Origin of the sequence: Bacillus sp. FSL E2-8868, from assembly GCF_038005505.1 — a bacterium.
Taxonomy (GTDB): domain Bacteria; phylum Bacillota; class Bacilli; order Bacillales; family Bacillaceae_G; genus Bacillus_A; species Bacillus_A mycoides.
Map to the genome: position 1 here is coordinate 224,865 of NZ_JBBOTI010000004.1, position 19,873 is coordinate 244,737.

The window sequence follows — 19,873 nt, forward strand, 5'->3', positions numbered from 1 at the left end:
TCTACCATTTATATCTATTGATAAAGAAGATCTGTCAATGTCATGTTATAAGTTCTCTTCTCTGTTATTAACTCACATACTTGCAGATTCAGTATCTCTAGTGTTAGGTTCTACACATTCACTTGTTAATCTCATATGTACACCATCTTTATAATTAACATGTAGAGTCATAATATTAATAAATTCAACTAAATTTATTATATTTTTATTTAAGTATAGATTTACTAATTGAATTATACATATTACTGTAATGCAGCTATCAACTTAACAAAGCAATAGATACATCAAATGACGATTAGTTCTGTTCAAGAAATTGGACCTGTTGTTTATTCTGGCAAGAAAGAGGAAGGGGGGATTGCTGACAAAATGGAAAGTAGCTCAGGATACATCAGAAAGTGAAGAAATGTTGTCGCTTTTAAATAAAGTCACGGTGTTTATAAAAAAGACGCGACGTTTATAAACAAGTTGCGATGTTTTGCCCCTTTGGATCTGTTTATCTAAAGGGGTGTTTTTATAGTGAAAAGAATGTCTGAATTGAAAGGAGGATTAAAGAACTGTTGAGTAGTAATAAAGTTACTCCACTAAAGGGCCAGATTGTTGAATAACACCCCGTTCCTGCTAGAAACTAAATGGTATACTAATCATAAAATACTTTAAAAAGGGAGGATATACAATGGTTGCAAAGACTGAAGAGGATTTTAATGGATTAAAAGTAATTGGTGAAATTTGTGGTGCGATTCGAGATGAATTAGTCCATAGTACGAAACCTGGAATTACCACAAAAGAACTCGATGAAATTGCGAGAGAGATGTTTGAAAAAGCAGGAGCTCAATCTGCCCCAAAAAGTGAATACGATTTTCCTGGATATACGTGCATTAGCATAAATGAAGAAGTAGCGCACGGGATTCCAGGGAGACGGACCATTCAAGAAGGGGACATTGTAAATATTGATGTTTCAGGTTCAAAAAACGGATATTTCGCAGATACCGGAATTTCCTTTGTAGTAGGGGAAGGAGAGACAATTTTACAGAAAATATGTGACGTTGCTAAAGAAGCATTCGATGCTGGACTTAAGAAGGCAAAGCCAGGTTCAAAAAAAAGCGCGCTCGGAAAAGCTGCACACAATGTAGCAAAACAGCATGGCTTAACAGTCATAAAAAATCTTACTGGACACGGTGTTGGGCGTTCGATTCATGAAGAACCAAAACACATTTTCAATTACTTCTCTCACTGTGATGACGAAATTTTAAAGGATGGTATGGTAATTGCCTTTGAGCCTATGATCTCTACATTTGAAGAGGAAGTTTTCCAATCCGAAGATGGATGGACCTGCCTAACCGATGAAAGCTTTGTGGCTCAATACGAACATACGATTATCCTTACCAAGGAAGGACCGATTATTACTACATTGTAAGAGCACTAATACCACAATAGGGCGCGATTATGGAGCAATACAGGCAGAAAATGATCAAACTTTTTTATAAAACCGAAACAAAAATCTGCTGGAGAAGAATCCATTTTGATCAATCTTTTTTCAAAATGGATTCTTTTTATTTATCTTAAAACTTGGGATTGCGAGGTATTTTTGATTAAACTTTATTTCAAACCAACAAATGTTAAATGGACTAATTTTGTACATTGGAACCGGTAAACCTAGCAATCGTTATTAAGATTCATAAAAAAAGAGGAAACCATTTCCAAAGTGGTTTTCTCCTTTTTTGCTTACATAGACTCGATTATCAGTTGTCTTTCATACCATTTGGTTAACTTATCATTAACACTGTTTGAGATGCGTTTCATTTTCTTATTACAGAATCTCGATAGTGTAGCAGGGGATAAGCCTAACTCATCTGCTATTTCGCGCATCGTTCTATTTTGATGCATATGTTGGTGCATAATTTTCTCTCTAATTAGCTCCTCAGTACTTACTACACTATGAGCTACCGTATTTGTAATCAAATTATTTTCTTGCTTATGCGGAGTATCAGTTACTTTTTTCTTTACCAAACTCCCAATATTATCCATTAATTCTTTTGGTGGTAAAATGATGATTCCTAATTTTGAGTAATAATTTTTAAACCAGTTCCGTTCTCCAATTCTTGATTCATCAATTTCCTCAGCGTACTCCCAATGTGAAATAACTTTTTCTTTTTCTAAATCTATTAATACATTTTCTAATTGCTCACGAATACGGTGCGGGCGCCCCTTAGCTATATTAATCCCCATAACAGACAGTAATCCTTTTTCTCCACCAATTGAATATGGTCTTTTTAAATTACTGTACTGTTGTCGAATTCTCCACTGCCAAGATAAATAGCGAATTAGTCGCTTATGGAATTTGTGTCGATAACTATTATACTCCAATGCTTTTTTAGATAATAACGCTGTTGTGCTACTAGATCCGTATAAATACATTGACAAAAAGCTACCCGGCTTTATTCTACAAGATTCAATACCTACGTAATCATTGGTATTTTTATCTCTCCAAAGAACTACAGAATCTAAAACGAAAAGTCTTTTAATTATTTCACGCTTCATTTCAAATTGCTCACCAGTTTCTGCGCGATCATTTAAAACTACGACCTCATTATCATCATTTAAATAAATAAAGATACTTGCCAAGGCAGCTATACGCTGTGCAATTTTTATTTTATCTTCTGCGCGATAATACTCAATACCGTTTGCTGATGCTTTTGGTATATTACACATATCTAGTACATTTTCATAGCTGAAATCAATAAAATCATCTTGAGATTTCGCTTGATTCAACCACTGTATTGTAATTGTATCTAAACAGTCTGCGGTAAGATCATCCATATTACTAATAACACCATCGACTAGTATTGACCATCTTTCTGCTTCATTAGTATTTACTAGCCTTAAATCTTCATCCTTGTGTGACGATAGCTGAGCAACTCCGCTTGTATTTTTAGTTTCTAATGGTAAAACAGATACTGCTCCTACTTCATCTTCTTCAAAGTGATTCTTGGCTATACCATCTCGTAGTTGATAATATACCGCATCATTACTTACCGGATAGTAATCCTCTTGTAGATCAATTGAATGCTCTTTTAACTTTTCATCGGTTGTATTAGATATTATAGACGTTTCAACTTCTTCAGACGTACCTCCAAATTCTTGCTCTATTATTTTATCGAGTACATTTCGAATCTCAATTTTATATTTATCTAGATTTGCGTATATATGCAATAATGAAATCCCTTGTTCTTGTTTCTGGCCTAACCAAGAGACAAGAGCTGAAAATGAAGGGGATATATTAGCTGAAGTTACTACTTTGTCATGATTTCCCTGTACTTCCTCATAATATCTATTCCACTTTTCCCATAGCTGTGTGTTCTTTTCATACATTGGTGCAGCAAGTAAAAGGGCATCGCTAAACAACACTAATACTTTCTCCATATTCAAAAACCTCCTTACTAAGTTCCCACCAATTAGAATTATAAATTATAGAACTTGAGACGTTATAGCTATATGGTGGCAACATAGCATATAAGTTGAAACGTTATCAGAATAATCTATATCGAGAAATGATTTATCGAACAGTATTTGTCCTATCAAGTAAACATTCTTGTACTTGTATTATATAAGACTGTACTTATTTGTAAAATTACTACTTTACACTACAATCTCCATGCGGGAAACCCATTCGGTATTAAATAGTGTAAATCATACTTTTAAAGTGAAACGTAATTGTCCCTTTTCTTACAAATGAAATAAAACATTATAGCGTTATGATAACAATTACTTTCTTACCAAGAAACATCGATGATTTGCTGGTTTCATCTAAAAAATTATTCGCATCATTCTATACAATGATACAAATACCCTTACTTTTATGAAACGTCATAGCTACATTATGGCAATTACTCCTTAGAACTTGAAACGTTTTAGCTTTATAGTGGCAAGTTTATTCGAAACAAAAAATACCGATAAACTGTTGATTTCCACTTCACAAGCATTAACGTTATTTCATACTTCGACACAGATACCTCTACTTTTATGAAACATTTTAGCTGCATTGTGGCAGTTACTATTGAAAACTTGAAACGCTTTAGCTTTATGATGGCAAGTATATTCTGAACAAGAAATACCAATGAATTTTTTAATTTTATTTAACAAGAATTAACGCTATTCCATATATCAGCACGAATACCTCTACTTTTATGAAACACCATAGCTACATTGTGGCAATTACTACTTAGAACTTGAAACGTTTTAGCTTTATGGTGGCAAGTTTATTCTGAACAAAAAATACTGATGAATTGTTGGGTTTCATTTAACAAGAATTAACGTTATTTCATACTTCAATACAAATACCTCTACTTTTATGAAACATCATAGCTACATTGTGGCAGTTACTATTGAAAACATGAAACGTTATAGCTATATGGTGGCAACAACTCTTTAAATATGAAACATAAACACACTAAAATCTTTTCATATAAAAAAAAATTTTTTTATTTAAATTAGTGATAAACATTGATATACAGCCATCCTTTAAAAAAACTAAAAAATCCTAATGAAATGCTATAGCTATATGATGGCAACAACTTTTTTTTAAAAAAACCTATGAATCCATATGTAACAAGGGTTTAGGTACATTTCAAGCGCAATGAAATATTGATTTCAAACATGAAACGGCATAGCTTTATGATGGCAACAATCTAAAAAAAACATGAAACGTATATAGCTATATGATGGCAATAGTCCCTTGACGTAAATTAACATGAAAACGCTATACGACAACATTTATGAATGAATTCTACACATTATTTAGTCATTTCAAAACATGAAACGTTATAGCTATATGGTGGCAACAACTTTTAACCCAAAGCACTAAAAAACCTATTATATCAAGGTTTAGGTGCTGTTTCATTCATTTCAGATACGTTTCATATTCAAAATACCTTATAGCTATATGGTGGCCAAAAGATTTTTTTTGTGAAACGTTGAATCCCTTGTGCCTCTAAGGCTGAGGCTGCGTTTCACATTTTTGATTTTCCTCTTAAAGAGACACATTTCACCAAGATTCGATTTGATATAATCAAAATTGAATTTTTATATCCTATTTAGGTAAAAACTGAAACTCATAATAAGAGGAGGTGAAAAAGATGGCTAAACCTTTCGTTATAAAGAACAAACGTAGTTTAAATGGTGAAACAACAACTCCAGTATTAGTAACAATTAAAGCATGGCAAAAATTAGTGGAAGCTTTAGAAGGCAAATACTATAGCTTTAAAGATACATATCTAGAAGATATCGTAAATTCAATGTCTTACGAGGAACGAATTGCAGATGAAGAGGGGTTTGTTGAAAAAGCCAAACCATCTTTTTCACTTCAAATGAAAAATCTCTTCACTAAAGCAAATGGTAGAAAGCATAAGCTATATGGTATTACTAATGCAGATCTAGAAGTATTTCTATTTCTACATAAAAAATGTAATACCTATGGTGAACTTTCTCATGTTTCCATTCACATGCTTTGGGAGGACTACAAAAACTATAAAGAAGCATTTTCACATATTCATCATTCACAATTCTATGTTGCGTTGAAAAAGCTTAGCTTACACAACATCATTGAAATTGAGAATGAGTACAGTGGTAAATATAAAATTACATTAACTGATTTTATGAACAAGGAAACGAATAAAGCGAATCCTTACACGTTTATCAGCCCAATTGTATTTACAAAAGAGTTCTTCGATTTATCCATTGCTGCTAAAAAGCTATTTATTGATATCGCAATGCAGCAAAAACGAGAAACTACTTTGAAACGTTCACTATACAAATTTGATGAACAGGGACAACAGACTCATTTGGGCGGTATGTATCGCTTCTTACATAAGAAATACCCACATCAGATACGTTCTGTAATGGCTGAATTAACAACTAAATCAACTGCTACTGGATCTTCTTTGTTTAAAATTTGCAAATTAGAAAAAGGGAAAAAGAATAAAAAGCAGTATACAACACTGTATTTATCTGTACACCCTGATTTCCTGTGTAATAAGGAAGTAGGGGAAGAATATCGCGATCCATTTACACCAAGACTTACATATAAACGTAAAGCTAAGTTCATTGAAGAATCGTTAGTTGAAATGAATATTGCAGAATTTACAAAAGATATAAACCAATTTGTAAATGTCTTAAAACATTCTTGTCATCGTCAAATTCGCCAAGTGATTCGTGGATTACGCGAAATGATTGATAGACAAGAGGGTTTCCCTAAAAATCTTGTTTATACACTAAGCAAATTATTAAAGCAGTCTTCTCAATATCGCGTATTAGATACAGCTGCTAAAACAGGTATTTATTCTCTGATTACACATAATGTGCCGAGAGAGAAACAAGAAGATGCGGTATTTAAATTTGGTACTCACTTCGCTATATATTCATTACAAAATGTTAAGAAGTTATTCTGTAAAGCGCATGACCTTCTTCATGCTACATATGCGGTTCCTGTGACTGAAGAAGCATACCATCGTAATTATATGCAGTATCAAGAAGAAACACTATTTAGGAAGTATGCTTTTGAGCAAGGCGTAAATGTTAACGCATATATTGCATTAGAAATTAAAATTCGTGAATTATTAAAATCTCATGGCCATAAAGAACATCATATTCCAAGTGATATTCGCGAACTGTTCATTGAAAAAATAGATAGATTGCCTAAGGAAAAAATCCGCGTAATTGAAGTTCCTAAAGACTTTAATTTAATCGATTTTCTTCATTCCTTAGAAGCTTATTACCGTAAAAATAGTGAAACACCATGCACGGTAGATCAGCTGCTTCCTGCAATGTAAAATTACATGCTCTCCTTTTTTGAAAAATCAAAGACGGAGGGCTATTCGTGTTGAAATTAGAAATTATATTCGTACTATCCAAACATAAAAGAGAGAGATTCTTAAATTTGAGTTAGAATACCTCTCTTTTTTTATACACTTCTATACAAAATTCCTAAAATATAATCAGTAATTCACAATTTCACTTTACTTTTTTCTGAACATTCGTTCTCTTGCTGGCATTTAATCTACTAAAAATCGTAAATATATATATTAATTCAGTGGATATCTTAATAATATTGTCCGAATGTGTACAATAAAATAGCTCAAAGCTTTATTTATAAACGTTTTATATATAAATCTACTTAAAATCAGAATGTTTTTTGTTAATAATGTTGATTTACTGAATTATGTCTATAACTTACTTCTAAATGTTAATAAAATGTGGGTTATTTTATAGCGTATGTGGAAATCATGTTATTAATTTAAGCTAGACTACCATTAATCTTATATACACTTTTACGCATCAAAATGATGCTGATTATATGTAGGTTAAGTAATTCAACTTTATGATATTTTGTATATTTAGAGCGACGTAAAACGCAATAAATACATTTCCAATAAGTATTTTTTTCGATTTTTTATGGTTCTATAACTTTGCAGACACTGTTATTACTGAGTTTGTAAGCCGTTTTTCATAAGTATAATAGTTTTATCTTTATATTCTTTTTATATAAAAGATATATATTATATTAGGTTTTAACGTACTATCCGAAAGACTTCTCCTTATTTAAGCCTGTAAAAATTAATAATCTAACAATAGGTAAGAAATAAATTTTAGTTTAACATCACAAAAGAAAACCTTAAACTTGGACATACTGATAGTATTACTCTAGAAAAGGTGTGTGATCAGTATGAAAAGGAAAATTTGTTCAAATGGAAGCATTATCAGCCTAAACTAATCTTAGATAGAAATGTACAGAAAATTGCTATTCCATGTTTTAACTAAAATTTTTACACCAGAATCATTCCAAATTGAATTATATAAATAAGGGAATGCACTTAAAATTTATTAAACTGGAACCATTGTACACGATCTTCAAAACCCCATCTTGTGTAGCGATCGATATCAGGTGGCAATCTCAAAACAATTATGTACGCATCATTTTCAGAAAGGTATAATTGTAAAACAATTGTTGAGAAATATGCGTAATTGCTTAGGTTTTTGTAGTAATAGATAATTTATTACCGCTTGTTTGTTATAATCCATATATATGTATCTGAATTTTCTAACAAGATGTGTAAAGAGGTGTGGATATATGAGTGAGTGGGTTGAAAAGATGCAAGATCAAATGAATAAGACAAATAGATCATATGATAGTTTTGCAAGAGAACTTGACATGCCTAAATCAACATTAACAGATTTTTTTCGCTATCATAAAGAAATTTCAATGCTTAGTGTATATAAAATGGCTAATACGCTCTTTAATGAGGATAGAGTAATAAATGAGAAATGTTGTATAGAAGTTTTTTCGAAATATGAAAGAAATATAAAAATTAACATGAAGAGACTGTTTGTTTTATCGTATTTAAATGGATATAATTCAATTCTAGAATATTTAATCAACATGACGAGTAAGCATAAGGATAGTTATGTTAAAAAATATTCACCATTGATAAGTTTGTTTTATGAGAGATCAAAGGGAGGAAACCCTAAAAAACATATCCTAATGGTAGAAGAAATTCGGAAGAGCATTCCAGAAAAAGAAACTTTAGATATGGAGATCATTTCTGATATTCTCTATTTGTTGTCTGTTGGGGATATTGGAGACTTTGGAATGTTTGATACTTATAGAAACCGTATTTATCAGAACATTTCTGTACATAAAAACCAAGATTTAAAATGGCTATATAAATATTGGATAGATGACATATGGAGTTATTCCTTGTTAAGAAGGTTAAGAATTGATGAATTTAATGAGTATAATAGCCAGCTAAGGTCATATGGTTATTTGAAATATTTTCCTGTTATGGAGGCTACAATCGATTTACGTAAAGGAGAAAGTTTAATATTTACAGATTATAAGCAATCATATAAACATTCTTTAAGAGCAATGAATATATTTAAGAACCAGAGTGTTATAAAATATAAAATAGCATTAAACAATATTAATTTTTTAAAACTTGTAAATAAAGAAGCAGTTGAAACCATTGACTTAGATACACTCCATCCAGCAGAGTTAGCACTATATTTTATAATAAATAACGAGAAAAAGAGAGCAATTGATATCTTATTAGAAATTTTAGATGAAAATAAAAAGCTTAGTCCTATTCAATATTGTTACTTAGGACAAGCAAAGATGGATTTAAAAATGATTGCTGATTCCAAACAAATGTTTATTGAAAATGGCGATTACTTCTTTGCTCAATATGCAGCACGAGTATATTGTGAATATAAAGAAATGTTAGAATATGGAGGCGTGAAATGAAAAAAATAGCCATATTATGTATAACAACATTTATATTGTTTGCTGGAATTAGTTTATTAGACAATGAAGAGAAGGATATGTCATTGTCTAATAAAATTCAGTATCTTGTATCTGATCCTGGTGGCATGGGTTGAATCTTAAAAATATAAAAGTAACAAAAGACATCGTATAACGATGTCTTTTGTTACTTTATAAAGAGTTTTTTAAAAGGTTGAGCCGGATTTTAACGAACAAAGAAAAAATATAAAGGTGATGATTTAATGGATAAATGGGAAAATTTAATTATAGAAATCCTCTTAACTGTAGATGGAGATCTAGATGTTTTTAGTGATTTAATTGATATATATGAAGATGGAGTGTTATAAAAAGTTTTTATTTTTTATTTTGTGATTCCATCTCAATTTCTATTTGTAAAAGGTGTGCAATTCTTAAGATTTCTTTTTCTATTCGTGGCTTATGTTCTTCTGGAATATTTCTATATTTTTCAATTAGTATTTTAGCCATACGTTCTATAGGATCAGTACCAAAATCACTTTTCTCAAAAATCTCAGTATCGCTCATTGGATGGTGCAATAGTTGTGACTCACTCACATTGAAAAATTTAGCAATTGCCGGAATACGCTCGATTTTAGGAGTTTTTTCTCCACTTTCCCAACTAGAGACTGTACTGTATGGGGTGTTGATTGCATCAGCAAATTCTTTTCGACTGAGACCCTTTATTGCTCTTAGTTTTTTTATGTTTTTTCCAAATATATTATTCTCCACTTGTATTAGCCTCCTTCATCTATCTGTATAATTTTTATCACTTTAGTATCTTTTTGGTGAAATTTTTATCACTTCAGTGTAATAAATACCACTTTAGTGTTGATATTCTACTTCAAGGAGAATAGAATGTATCTAAGGGGGGGAGAAATTGTCAGCATTACGTAATGTTAGAGAAGCAAGAGGACTCACAATTCAAGAAGTTTCGCAGGCTTCTAAAATTCCAGTTAAAACGCTATATAACATTGAAACTGGAAAGAAAGGAATAATTGAGAAACGAGCCAGGATTCTTGCTGATTTATTTAATGAACCGATAGAAAAGATCTTTTTATCTACGTATTATCGAGCAAAATTAGAATGAAATATTTTTTGCAATACACAATTATACTCTTATATTGTAAATGAACAATGAGGAAAAGCTATAATTTTATTGTTATTTTTTAAGTTTTTAAATCAGAAAATTCTGATTTAAAAAGATCTTTGAAAACTGCATATCATTTGAGGGAGCTGTTAGTATGTTGAAACGATCGTATCAAACGTTACTCATTGGCATGAGTATGCTTCTAATTGTCTTGAATTTTGTATTTCCGCTGTGCTGAAGTCATTAATCGTGAGAAATACGAAATGAATTGGAGTTTTAGTCCCATGTAAGGAAAAGACCTACGGACAGAACTATTGAAGAATGCAAATGGACAAATTGCGTATTGTTTAACTTATGGGAAATTAAGTCCCAACGGTAATGACCTTCCAGAGATGGGGCGCACAGATGATATTGTGTACCGAGTTCTTCTAAATGGATATCCGCAAAAGAGTCCAGAAGAATTAGGGGTTTCTGACTGGAAAGAGGCGCATTATGCGACACAGCTTAGTGTTTGGGCAGCGTTAGGTCAAATTGACATTAACGAAGTTCAGCATCGAAATGGGAATGTTGCAAAAGCCAGGAAACACAAGACCTGTACATGAATGTAACACCAACAGACAATCAAGAAGCAAAGTTAAACGGTGAGTACTTTGAAACGACAGTGTATCAAATTGAAAGTAACGCTAAGAATGGTGTGTTTACAGTTCAACTAGCTAATGCACCAAATGGAACGAAAGTTGTTTCAACAAAAGGTGAAGCAAACAACAATTCAATTTAGGAGAACAATTCCGTATTTTGATACCGAAATCCTCTCAAACAGGTAACTTTTCCTTAAAAGTAACATCTAATCTTTCTAATTTGCAGGCAGTAGCTTATCAAGGAACTGATAAAGTCCAAAATGCGACAGTCCTTTTAAAAAAAATGAGGAAAAAGTGAGTGCCGATCTACAGGTAAACTGGAAATCCCTTGGAGGATTGAAAGTTGTAAAAGTGGGAGAACAAAAAGAATTGCTACAAGGTGCAGTATTTGAAGTCATGAACAGTGCAAATGAAAAAGTAGGCACAATGACTACAAATGAGCAAGGTTCAGCAAGCCTTTCTGATTTAGAAATCGGAACTTATACTCTTAAAGAGATGAAATCACCTACTGGCTATGTACTGAATGGGCAGCCACAACAGATTGAAGTTAAAACAGGCGAGGTTACAACAATTACAGTGCAAAATACTCAGGTAAAAGGAAACATCGAAATTAAGAAATTAAGTGACAGCGGAAAAACACTTCCAAAAGTAGAGTTCACAGTGTATACAGCAGAGGGAAAAGAAATCACAAAAACAACTACAAACGAGCAAGGGATCGCACAAGTGAAGGATATTCCGTATGGAAAGTATTATTTTGTTGAGACAAAAGGGGTAGAAGGATACCTTCTTAATCAAACAAAATATCCATTTGAGATTAAAGAACAAGGAAAAACGCTAACATTCACAGTCGAAAATAAAGAAGTAAAAGGAAACGTGCAACTTCTAAAAGTAGATGGAGAGAATCCAGATAAAAAATTAGAAGGTGCGGTGTTCATTCTTCAAGATAGTAAAGGGAAGAAAATTAGTGAACACAAAAGTGATAAAAACGGTTTGATTGAAGTAAAAGACTTACCATTTGGAGCATACTCATTTATTGAGAAGCAAGCACCAACTGGTTATGTTTTAACGAAAGAATCTATTCCTTTTAGTATCTCGGAACAAGGAAAGACAATCATGCTAACAGCGAAAAATAAGCAAATCACAGGAGAGTTGGAGATTAGCAAGGTAGATATTGCGGATGGCAACAATAAGCTTCCAAATGCTGAATTTACCATCTTTAACGAAAAAGGTGAAGAAGTTCTAAAAGGAAAAACGGATCAAAACGGCATAGCGAAATTTAAGCTTCCATATGGAAAGTACACATATAAAGAAACATTCGCACCAGAAGGATATTTACTAAATGAAGAAATATTCTCTTTTGAAATTAAAGAAGATGGTCAAATCATTAAACATACGGTGAAGGATCAGAAGAAACCGACACCACCAACACCAGAGAAACCACAACAGATTGTTATGAAACCACAACTAGAACAAACACCAAAGAAAATCGAAACTTATCTTCCAACAACAGGCGGTAAAGCCGAAAATCCATACATAAGATGGATGGGTCTTGTATGTGTCGCACTTGGCTTAATTGGAGCCGTATTTGTAGTAAGAAACCGTAAGAAAGTTCAATAAAGAAAGGACTAAGAGTATATGACAAAATACCAATCTCATTTTAGTAAAACAGATGAAAATCCGCTTGGTTTTGCTATTGGATTTCGTAATGCATGTATACTCGTAATTCCCATTTGGACAGTTGTTTTTTGGATAGGGAGCAAGATATAAGAAACCGAGAGGGAGATGAAATGAGATGTCAGGAGTCTACATCGGTAACACAAAGAAAAAACCTGTATTCAATAGTTTTCCAGAACAATTACCATATAAAAATGAAGTGATTGTAGGAAAAGCCGGAGGAGGAAAGATGCATAGAAAGGGTGCTTGGTTGTCTGAAGAATTGATGCAAGCAGTTTCAATCGCTCAAACTGTAATGAAACCATTAAAGCAACATGATTATTGGATAGAACCCGCTACAAAATTATTGGCAGGAAGTATTTTGTATCTGGATCAACGACATAAAAACCTATATTACCTAGATGTGAAAAAAGTAATTGAGTTCATGGAAAAAATATATGAGAGTGAAGCTAATTTGGTAGAAGTATTGGGTTCGCTTGAAAATGAGCATCCAGCATATCATATATTTCATGAGCTTGGTCTTTATTCAAAAGAAACAAGGGATGCGATAACTATTACATTGTTATACATTCTTGAAAAACATCAGCGTGAAAAGCAAGGGGAACAAAAAGAGTATTTTTGGTTTCAGTAGTAGTCATAAGAGGAAAATGAAATAGGAAGGAGTGCAACGCATGTTAGGCGTAGCTAAGAAGTATACAAAGGTGATTAGAGCGTTGAAAGAACTGAATGAATGGGATAAGGTTGCAGGTGTGATAAAGGCTCGTTTTGGAGCTTATAAAACGGTCATAGAAGGTGTGAAAGAAAACGCCAACGATTTTATTTTCATTTTTGATCCAAAAGGTATCTTTTATGAAGATACCCATCACGAAAAACGAAAACAGGGGTATCACATACTCAAACATGATTTACTGACTGGTTATGAAACGCTTCAAATGGATATAAAGCAAAAAGCGGTTGTGTATATCAGTGTAGAAACGGAAACAAGTACGTATCAAGATAGAGGAGAAGCATTATCAAGTTTTCTTCTGTATCTAACAGAATGCAAGAATATAAGACCGATTCACCTGGTATTTCATCAATATGATTTGTACCCGATCCCTCATATGGAGCAGTTTTTGAAAGAAAGCGCAACATACCACATTCAGCATTCAATCGTAGTTGAATCTCAATCCGCATTACAACACATATACGGAAAAGAAGCAGCGCAACGCATCATAACCTCGTATAACACAACAATCCTAGCATGATATGAAGCACTCGTTCACTATTTCATCCTATCTAGATGGCTAGAAAACTATACAAGGGAGAAGCGCTTTTCTCCCTTCTTTATCAAAAATAGGAGGCGTTCATATGAGAAAAGAACAAAGGCTCACATTCTATGATATTGCCGCATCACAAGCTCATAGTGTCAAAACTTTTGATGGAAAAACATACGAACTGAAAGGCACCATCGCAATTGAAAATAACACAGGAAGCATTGAAAATGTAGCTCAAATTTATTATCAAGTGCGTTCTGTCAGAGACGAACATCAAAACTTGATCGCAAAAAGGAAACATAAACAAGCGGAATTAGTAGCCGTAAGACAAAAGTGTAAATAAAAAAAGCGATTTTGAAGTGTGCTGAGAACATAGCACAAAGTAATTTGCTCTTTGACAATTTAGATATATATTGCGTATATCTTCCTTTCAGTAATGATGTAGAAGGATGATATACGGCTTTCAATATATATGCGTGCCTCCCTTGAAACGGTCACTAGAGGGGTTAGGTATACGATTATCGTTAGAAGAGTGCGTACGTAAAACTCATATCTGTGACCATTGGAAATGCATTGTATCAAAAATCTGTTTGCGCTAGTGATCGTGAGGAATATCCCATTTTGACATTCTGAAGAAGCGATGAACCATACAAACAGTAGATACATAAGGTTCTACGTTCACGCCAAAATACGTAGTGCGGTATTGGGCCTATAGAAGCTAGGTCGGGGTTAGTTTCTATACGCATACCAATACAGGGTTCGTCATTCCAGCCATAAATGATATTTCCATTTTCTATCCCACTTTCCTTTAAATGTTATAAAATAAAGACAGATGTTGAAGTTTAAACGTGTCTCATCACACTTCAAAATCGCTTATAAAAATATGACATAGGGAGGAACATGTATGAGTCGTAAAGGGTGGATCATTTCCGCTGTAGTTGGACTGTTAATTGCAATTGGTATTGGTTCAACATTTGTCTTTAGTTCGGGAAAAGGGGAAGTAATGGAACTTAATCCGTTAGAAATGAAGAAGTTCATGAGTGAGGATGGCACAGGTTTTGTTATGTTAAATTCCACTAAGAAAAAGAGAGAGGATTGGCTTCATGCTGTAAAAAAAATAGCGCAGCAAGAAAAGGTTCAGATACAAGAATTAGATGAAAAGCGTGAAGATGTACCAGGTTCAAGCAACCCTTATGATTGGGGCTTATCGCAAAAAAGAGATTCACTTGCATATTATGAAAAAGGAAAACTAAAAAAAGATATTAAAATTCCACAAATTAAACCATCAGAACTTGAAAATGAACTTAGTTTTTTTGTTAAAAATTGCAAAGAGCAATATCAGAAGTAATCACATAATCATTGAAAGGTGGTGATATAGTGGCGATTACACAAAGGGAATTAAAAAAAGAAAAAGATATGGTAGCAAACTTATTAAGAGCCAATGGTGAGGATTATAACCATTGGCTTCATTTACATCATCAGAAATACATTGAAGAAAATCAAGATTTAGTAATGAAAGCTTTACAAGCTTATAAAGCAACATCAACAGAAGTAAAAGAAGACAGCAAACCGAATGAAACAAGTCAGCTTAGTAACGTATAAGCATCTAAAAATGAAAAGGGAGTGAATGTATATGTCAATGTTGGAAACAGTAGCTCAAATGTTAGTGTTAGGTGATGCGATGGACGGTCTAATTAATACGGGTAATTCATTTATTACATGGATGCAAAGAGGAGCACAGGTTAGTACAGCAATTGTATTTTGCTGGGGCGCTTATCTCTTAATTTGGGGTGGTGAACGAGGAAGACATAAATGTGTTTGGTGGTTTATTGGTGGGGCAGCCGGACTCGTTATCGTAATGGGGTGCATGTACTTATCAGAGAGCGTAACGAGTAATGTTAAATTTGGTCAAATATTATTTCCATTTCTTTGGATGAAGTAGTCAATAAATATAAATAAGGCAATGAGGAAGCTATGCAAAGGGTATGGCTTTTTTTGTTGCCTTTTTTCATGGGATTTAAAGTAAATGTGAGAAAGGAGAAGCCATGTTTGTCATTTTTAAGAGTAGTAATGGAACAGAAATTGAGTCGGGTAAGCAATATTCGTTTCATGAAGCTTATATCTTAACTAAGCGATTAGAACGAGTTTATAGAGAGGCAGGGCGGCAAGAACATATTGATTTTGATTTGTTAGATGGTCATGCTAATGAAATTTATAACGGTACGTTATCACTTGGTTCGAGATATGCAAATCAAATTTTTGATCACATTTCTAAAAAAATGAATGTGATGCAATTAGATCCGGAACAAGAGGAGCAAAAAAAGGAGCTGTTAGAAACGTTAGAAAGGGAAATCAATGATTCTCCTTTTCATGAAGAATATGAATATCAAGAAGAATTACCAGTAAGAAAGGAAGAACCTTCTTATAGTCCATCGGATGAAATAGAACCACAAGTAAAGCCTGGAAAGGAAAATAGAAAAGGATTCAAGATTATTGCGAGTGTCATAGGAAGCGTGGTGTTAATTGGAGCTGGTGCCATATTTGCCTTTAAGTTATTCTCTTCCGAACCAGTTTCGAGTGCAAATGCTGGTTCGGAACAATATGTAGTAAAAGGATTACAACAGGCAGCCATTCAACAGTATGGAGAAGCTGTTAAATACTTCGATAAGGTCAATTACACAGAATTAGATAAAGATAGTCAGAAGGCAGTTTTATTTACTTATTTATTAAACGGAAAGGCAAATAAAGCATTACAATATGAGCCGAAATTTGCAGAAAGTGTGGTTGCTTATTTTATTGGGATAGACAACATGAATAAAATCAATGAAATTGATGTCAAAAATGATGTAATCGACTTTGAAAAGGCGGCGCTTAATAAGAAATATGAGGAGGTTATCAAACTTAAGGGGAAAGTCAATATGGACGGTAGACGTGAAAAACTCATTGTTGAAGCTTTTGTACATCTGAAAAAATATGAAGATTGTTATTCTTTTGCCAAAACGCAAGGAAATAAAAACGTAATGAAAGAGGTCAAAGAATTAGAGAAACGAGATATTCAACAATCTACGATAAGTGAAGAGGAAAAGAAAGCTAAGATTGAAAAAATTGATAAAGATCTACAGAACATCTAAGGGGGAGAGAATAACATGCCTTTAAATTATGAGAATCTGTACAAAAAAATGGGAATTGTTTTTCTTGGTGGTTCATTGATATTGAGTACGACAGGGTGCAGTTGGTTTGGAAGTAAGGAATCATCAAAAAGTAAATCAGCTATTACAAAAAAGATAGATAAAAATAAGCCGGAGGAAAAGAAAGAAAATCTGAACAAACAAGATTTCGAAGCAATTACAGAGAATGCAATTCAAAGTAAGGATAATGAAGTTGCTTATGTACTCGAAGAGCTGGATAAATCAAAAATTAACTTTAAAGAAAAATCTATTGTAAGTAATCTTCAAAATGGGGATGACACCACTTCTCGTGTTCTAGCACTCTTTGATAAAGAAACGACAGATAAATCAATTCAAGATACAGCAAAAGATAATGTGATTGCAGCTATTACGGATAATAAGCCACAAGTCACCGTAAACGGAGATCATTTTGCATTTGGCGATCAAAATATTGATTCTCAAGTAGCGAGTATAGGGGATATTCTTCCAACAGAGAAGAAACCAGACGCAATTGTGAACCCACCAATTACACCGGAAGGTGAGAATGGTAATACGGAAAATACAGGGACAGAAAAACCCAAACCACCTATAGAGCCACCAACAGAACCGGAGAAACCAACAAATACAGAGAAGCCAACAGAACCGGAGAAACCAACAAATCCAGAGAAGCCAACAGAACCGGAGAAACCAACAAATCCAGAGAAGCCAACAGAACCGGAGAAACCAACAAATCCAGAGAAGCCAACAGAACCGGAGAAACCAACAAATCCAGAGAAACCAACAGAACCGGAGAAACCAACAGATCCAGGTAAACCAACAGAACCGGAAAAACCAACAGATCCAGGTAAACCAACAGAACCGGAAAAACCAACAGATCCAGGTAAACCAACAGAACCGGAAAAACCAACAGAACCGGAAAAACCAACAGATCCAGGTAAACCAACAGAACCGGAAAAACCAACAGAACCGGAAAAACCAACAGAACCGGAAAAGCCAACAGATCCAGAGAAACCAACAGATCCAGAGAAACCAACAGATCCAGAGAAACCAACAGATCCAGAGAAGCCAACAGATCCAGAGAAGCCGACAGATCCAGAGAAGCCAACAGATCCAGAGAAGCCGACAGAACCGGAAAAGCCAACAGATCCAGAGAAACCAACAGATCCAGAGAAACCAACAGATCCAGAGAAACCAACAGATCCAGAGAAGCCAACAGATCCAGAGAAACCAACAGATCCAGAGAAACCAACAGATCCAGAGAAGCCGACAGAACCGGAAAAGCCAACAGATCCAGAGAAGCCGACAGAACCGGAAAAGCCAACAAATCCAGAGAAGCCAACAGAACCGGAAAAGCCAACAAATCCAGAGAAGCCAACAGAACCGGGAAAACCAACAGAACCAGAGAAACCAACGAATCAAGAAAAGCCAGTTCTGAAACAAAATGAAAAGATGGTAGCGAGTAAATAAAGAAAAAACCAACTGATATTGTCAAAAAGGTACTCATAAAAAGAGTACCTTTTTAATTTGATGAAAGGGGTCATATAGATGTTTGTTAATAGTGCAAATTTAATACAAATTTCAAGTCTAGATAAAAGTCTAATGGTGGTAGGTCGAGTGGGAACAGGGAAAACGAGGGAATTGAAGAAAATGGCTTTAAGTTTATCAAAAGTTTTAGTGTTAGATCCATTGAAGGAATACGAAGAATTAGAGAAGCAAACAGAGGGGCATGTGACTTTACAATATTTAGATTGTGAATCAAATGAGGGATATAGGAATTTTAAAATTACAGAAGATGTGATAAATATAGCTAAACAATTTGAATATGTAATTGTAGATGAAACCAATTATTTATGTCAGGAAGATTTTATATACTTTCTTCAACAAATGAAGGATTTCGATATAAAAGTAATAGCGAGTTTTCAACAAATGCCAACAGATGCTCAAATTACTAAGAAATTTCGATACATCATATCTTTAGATGTAACGAATGATTTTGACAAGATAACAGAGTATGAAAAATATAATTATGATTCGGGTTTTGGTTTTAAGAAGTAAAGAAAAAATTAACTAGTTGTTTAATTTCTATTTAGGGAGGAATATAGAGGTGGAAAAATGGATATCACATGGGGCTAAGGTAAGTTGGGGAATTTATATATTATTAGCAGCAATAGGTATTGGTCATATGATTTGGGGAATCAATGCTTTTGGTGATGCGTGGACAAAAAAGCATACGGTAATAGCGTTCATAGTTTTTGGTACATTTTATATCTTAATACTGATGCTTGAAATAGGAATTATGAATAAGAAATTGACTAAAAAAGCATTATTATTGGAAGTACCATTGTTGATTGTAATTACAATTGGTTTACTTGACATAATGATGCTTTTAGAAGAGCATCCCATACGAGGACTTACGTTTTTAGTAGCACTTTTGATGTCCACACCGTTTGTATTTATCTTTCTTCGAATGGGATACAAACAATGGGAATTTTATAACGAATTAGAGGTTTTATTAGAGAAAGGAGAGCAAAAATGACAGAACTACTTACACAATTGATGATCATAATTGGAATGATGGTTCTTGTTTTTATTGTGTATACAGTCTCTTTACAACAAGTTACACAAGATATTGTACGTGAACTACTAAATCAGAAAGAAATAGAAAGAAATAGAAAGAAAAAGTGTGGAAAATAATAAAAAAGATACCATTCAAATGAAAAGTT

The 19,873-nt window shown here is 33.4% G+C and carries 19 protein-coding genes and 2 pseudogenes; 18 read left to right on the forward strand and 3 right to left on the reverse strand.

Features of this window, described 5'->3' with window-relative positions:
- Positions 1-673: 673 nt before the first annotated feature.
- The gene (map, locus tag NSS74_RS26185) at positions 674-1,414 is read left to right on the forward strand and encodes a type I methionyl aminopeptidase (protein WP_016093807.1); all 741 of its coding nucleotides are present in this window, start codon (positions 674-676) and stop codon (positions 1,412-1,414) included.
- Positions 1,415-1,722: 308 nt separating this feature from the next.
- Here the strand turns inward: map and NSS74_RS26190 are convergent, their stop codons facing one another.
- Positions 1,723-3,420 carry an XRE family transcriptional regulator gene (locus tag NSS74_RS26190; RefSeq protein ID WP_340780489.1) on the reverse strand — a complete coding sequence of 566 codons (1,698 nt, stop codon included), beginning with the start codon at positions 3,418-3,420 and terminating at the stop codon, positions 1,723-1,725.
- 1,712 nt (positions 3,421-5,132) lie between these two features.
- On the opposite strand from NSS74_RS26190, the gene NSS74_RS26195 reads away from it, so the two are divergent.
- A complete protein-coding gene (locus NSS74_RS26195) occupies positions 5,133-6,824 on the forward strand; it encodes a hypothetical protein (protein ID WP_078203804.1) in 1,692 nt (563 codons plus the stop codon).
- A gap of 1,047 nt (positions 6,825-7,871) precedes the next feature.
- Here the strand turns inward: NSS74_RS26195 and NSS74_RS26200 are convergent.
- Positions 7,872-7,985 (reverse strand): annotated as a pseudogene (locus tag NSS74_RS26200) (Replicase RepFR55); the annotation flags it as partial.
- 137 nt (positions 7,986-8,122) lie between these two features.
- On the opposite strand from NSS74_RS26200, the gene NSS74_RS26205 reads away from it, so the two are divergent.
- Both NSS74_RS26205 and NSS74_RS26210 read left to right on the forward strand, forming a co-directional pair.
- A complete protein-coding gene (locus tag NSS74_RS26205) occupies positions 8,123-9,292 on the forward strand; it encodes an AimR family lysis-lysogeny pheromone receptor (RefSeq protein WP_016093884.1) in 1,170 nt (389 codons plus the stop codon).
- Entirely contained in the window at positions 9,289-9,426 is a 138-nt protein-coding gene (locus tag NSS74_RS26210) for a hypothetical protein (protein ID WP_002090818.1), read from the forward strand. The genes NSS74_RS26205 and NSS74_RS26210 overlap by 4 nt, the downstream gene beginning before the upstream one ends.
- 238 nt (positions 9,427-9,664) lie before the next feature.
- On the opposite strand, the gene NSS74_RS26215 is transcribed toward NSS74_RS26210, so the two are convergent.
- Positions 9,665-10,057 carry a helix-turn-helix domain-containing protein gene (locus NSS74_RS26215; RefSeq protein ID WP_002090821.1) on the reverse strand — a complete coding sequence of 131 codons (393 nt, stop codon included), beginning with the start codon at positions 10,055-10,057 and terminating at the stop codon, positions 9,665-9,667.
- A 148-nt stretch (positions 10,058-10,205) separates the two neighbouring features.
- On the opposite strand from NSS74_RS26215, the gene NSS74_RS26220 reads away from it, so the two are divergent.
- From NSS74_RS26220 to NSS74_RS26285, 14 genes and pseudogenes are all read left to right on the forward strand, one after another.
- Positions 10,206-10,415, forward strand: coding sequence for a helix-turn-helix transcriptional regulator (locus tag NSS74_RS26220; protein WP_002090822.1), 210 nt, complete (start codon positions 10,206-10,208; stop codon positions 10,413-10,415).
- A gap of 154 nt (positions 10,416-10,569) precedes the next feature.
- Positions 10,570-12,670 (forward strand): annotated as a pseudogene (locus NSS74_RS26225) (SpaA isopeptide-forming pilin-related protein).
- 18 nt (positions 12,671-12,688) lie between these two features.
- On the forward strand, positions 12,689-12,820 hold the full coding sequence (locus tag NSS74_RS26230; RefSeq protein ID WP_002191985.1) for a hypothetical protein: 132 nt from the start codon (positions 12,689-12,691) through the stop codon (positions 12,818-12,820).
- A gap of 136 nt (positions 12,821-12,956) precedes the next feature.
- Complete coding sequence (locus NSS74_RS26235; RefSeq protein WP_235706422.1) at positions 12,957-13,358, forward strand: TRAG family protein; 402 nt, start codon at positions 12,957-12,959, stop codon at positions 13,356-13,358.
- Positions 13,359-13,398: 40 nt separating this feature from the next.
- On the forward strand, positions 13,399-13,974 hold the full coding sequence (locus NSS74_RS26240; RefSeq protein ID WP_340814596.1) for a hypothetical protein: 576 nt from the start codon (positions 13,399-13,401) through the stop codon (positions 13,972-13,974).
- A gap of 103 nt (positions 13,975-14,077) precedes the next feature.
- A complete protein-coding gene (locus NSS74_RS26245) occupies positions 14,078-14,326 on the forward strand; it encodes a hypothetical protein (protein ID WP_088266097.1) in 249 nt (82 codons plus the stop codon).
- Between the two features lie 561 nt (positions 14,327-14,887).
- Positions 14,888-15,331, forward strand: coding sequence for a hypothetical protein (locus NSS74_RS26250; protein WP_215571679.1), 444 nt, complete (start codon positions 14,888-14,890; stop codon positions 15,329-15,331).
- A gap of 29 nt (positions 15,332-15,360) precedes the next feature.
- Positions 15,361-15,585 (forward strand): hypothetical protein, encoded by a 225-nt coding sequence (locus NSS74_RS26255; RefSeq protein ID WP_215571678.1) that lies wholly within the window; start codon positions 15,361-15,363, stop codon positions 15,583-15,585.
- 31 nt (positions 15,586-15,616) lie between these two features.
- The gene (locus NSS74_RS26260) at positions 15,617-15,925 is read left to right on the forward strand and encodes a hypothetical protein (protein ID WP_002090834.1); all 309 of its coding nucleotides are present in this window, start codon (positions 15,617-15,619) and stop codon (positions 15,923-15,925) included.
- Between the two features lie 103 nt (positions 15,926-16,028).
- Positions 16,029-17,114, forward strand: a complete 1,086-nt coding sequence (locus tag NSS74_RS26265) for a hypothetical protein (protein ID WP_215598679.1) — start codon at positions 16,029-16,031, stop codon at positions 17,112-17,114.
- A 15-nt stretch (positions 17,115-17,129) separates the two neighbouring features.
- Entirely contained in the window at positions 17,130-18,617 is a 1,488-nt protein-coding gene (locus tag NSS74_RS26270; RefSeq protein WP_340814601.1) for a hypothetical protein, read from the forward strand.
- Positions 18,618-18,695: 78 nt separating this feature from the next.
- Complete coding sequence (locus NSS74_RS26275; RefSeq protein ID WP_016093897.1) at positions 18,696-19,205, forward strand: hypothetical protein; 510 nt, start codon at positions 18,696-18,698, stop codon at positions 19,203-19,205.
- A gap of 49 nt (positions 19,206-19,254) precedes the next feature.
- Positions 19,255-19,686, forward strand: a complete 432-nt coding sequence (locus NSS74_RS26280; protein WP_340814602.1) for a hypothetical protein — start codon at positions 19,255-19,257, stop codon at positions 19,684-19,686.
- Positions 19,683-19,844: a hypothetical protein gene (locus NSS74_RS26285; RefSeq protein WP_340814603.1), complete on the forward strand. Its 162-nt coding sequence runs from the start codon at positions 19,683-19,685 to the stop codon at positions 19,842-19,844. The genes NSS74_RS26280 and NSS74_RS26285 overlap by 4 nt, the downstream gene beginning before the upstream one ends.
- The last annotated feature ends 29 nt before the right edge of the window (positions 19,845-19,873 follow it).

What these genes read in the sequence shown, in the direction of transcription:
- NSS74_RS26205 (WP_016093884.1), top strand. Translation starts at nt 8,123, where the DNA reads ATGAGTGAGTGGGTTGAAAAGATGCAAGATCAAATGAATAAGACAAAT.
- NSS74_RS26275 (WP_016093897.1), top strand. Translation starts at nt 18,696, where the DNA reads ATGTTTGTTAATAGTGCAAATTTAATACAAATTTCAAGTCTAGATAAA.
- NSS74_RS26270 (WP_340814601.1), top strand. Translation starts at nt 17,130, where the DNA reads ATGCCTTTAAATTATGAGAATCTGTACAAAAAAATGGGAATTGTTTTT.
- NSS74_RS26260 (WP_002090834.1), top strand. Translation starts at nt 15,617, where the DNA reads ATGTCAATGTTGGAAACAGTAGCTCAAATGTTAGTGTTAGGTGATGCG.
- NSS74_RS26195 (WP_078203804.1), top strand. Translation starts at nt 5,133, where the DNA reads ATGGCTAAACCTTTCGTTATAAAGAACAAACGTAGTTTAAATGGTGAA.
- NSS74_RS26235 (WP_235706422.1), top strand. Translation starts at nt 12,957, where the DNA reads ATGCATAGAAAGGGTGCTTGGTTGTCTGAAGAATTGATGCAAGCAGTT.
- NSS74_RS26210 (WP_002090818.1), top strand. Translation starts at nt 9,289, where the DNA reads ATGAAAAAAATAGCCATATTATGTATAACAACATTTATATTGTTTGCT.
- NSS74_RS26245 (WP_088266097.1), top strand. Translation starts at nt 14,078, where the DNA reads ATGAGAAAAGAACAAAGGCTCACATTCTATGATATTGCCGCATCACAA.
- map (WP_016093807.1), top strand. Translation starts at nt 674, where the DNA reads ATGGTTGCAAAGACTGAAGAGGATTTTAATGGATTAAAAGTAATTGGT.
- NSS74_RS26250 (WP_215571679.1), top strand. Translation starts at nt 14,888, where the DNA reads ATGAGTCGTAAAGGGTGGATCATTTCCGCTGTAGTTGGACTGTTAATT.
- NSS74_RS26265 (WP_215598679.1), top strand. Translation starts at nt 16,029, where the DNA reads ATGTTTGTCATTTTTAAGAGTAGTAATGGAACAGAAATTGAGTCGGGT.
- NSS74_RS26285 (WP_340814603.1), top strand. Translation starts at nt 19,683, where the DNA reads ATGACAGAACTACTTACACAATTGATGATCATAATTGGAATGATGGTT.
- NSS74_RS26240 (WP_340814596.1), top strand. Translation starts at nt 13,399, where the DNA reads ATGTTAGGCGTAGCTAAGAAGTATACAAAGGTGATTAGAGCGTTGAAA.
- NSS74_RS26230 (WP_002191985.1), top strand. Translation starts at nt 12,689, where the DNA reads ATGACAAAATACCAATCTCATTTTAGTAAAACAGATGAAAATCCGCTT.
- NSS74_RS26190 (WP_340780489.1), bottom strand. Translation starts at nt 3,420, where the DNA reads ATGGAGAAAGTATTAGTGTTGTTTAGCGATGCCCTTTTACTTGCTGCA.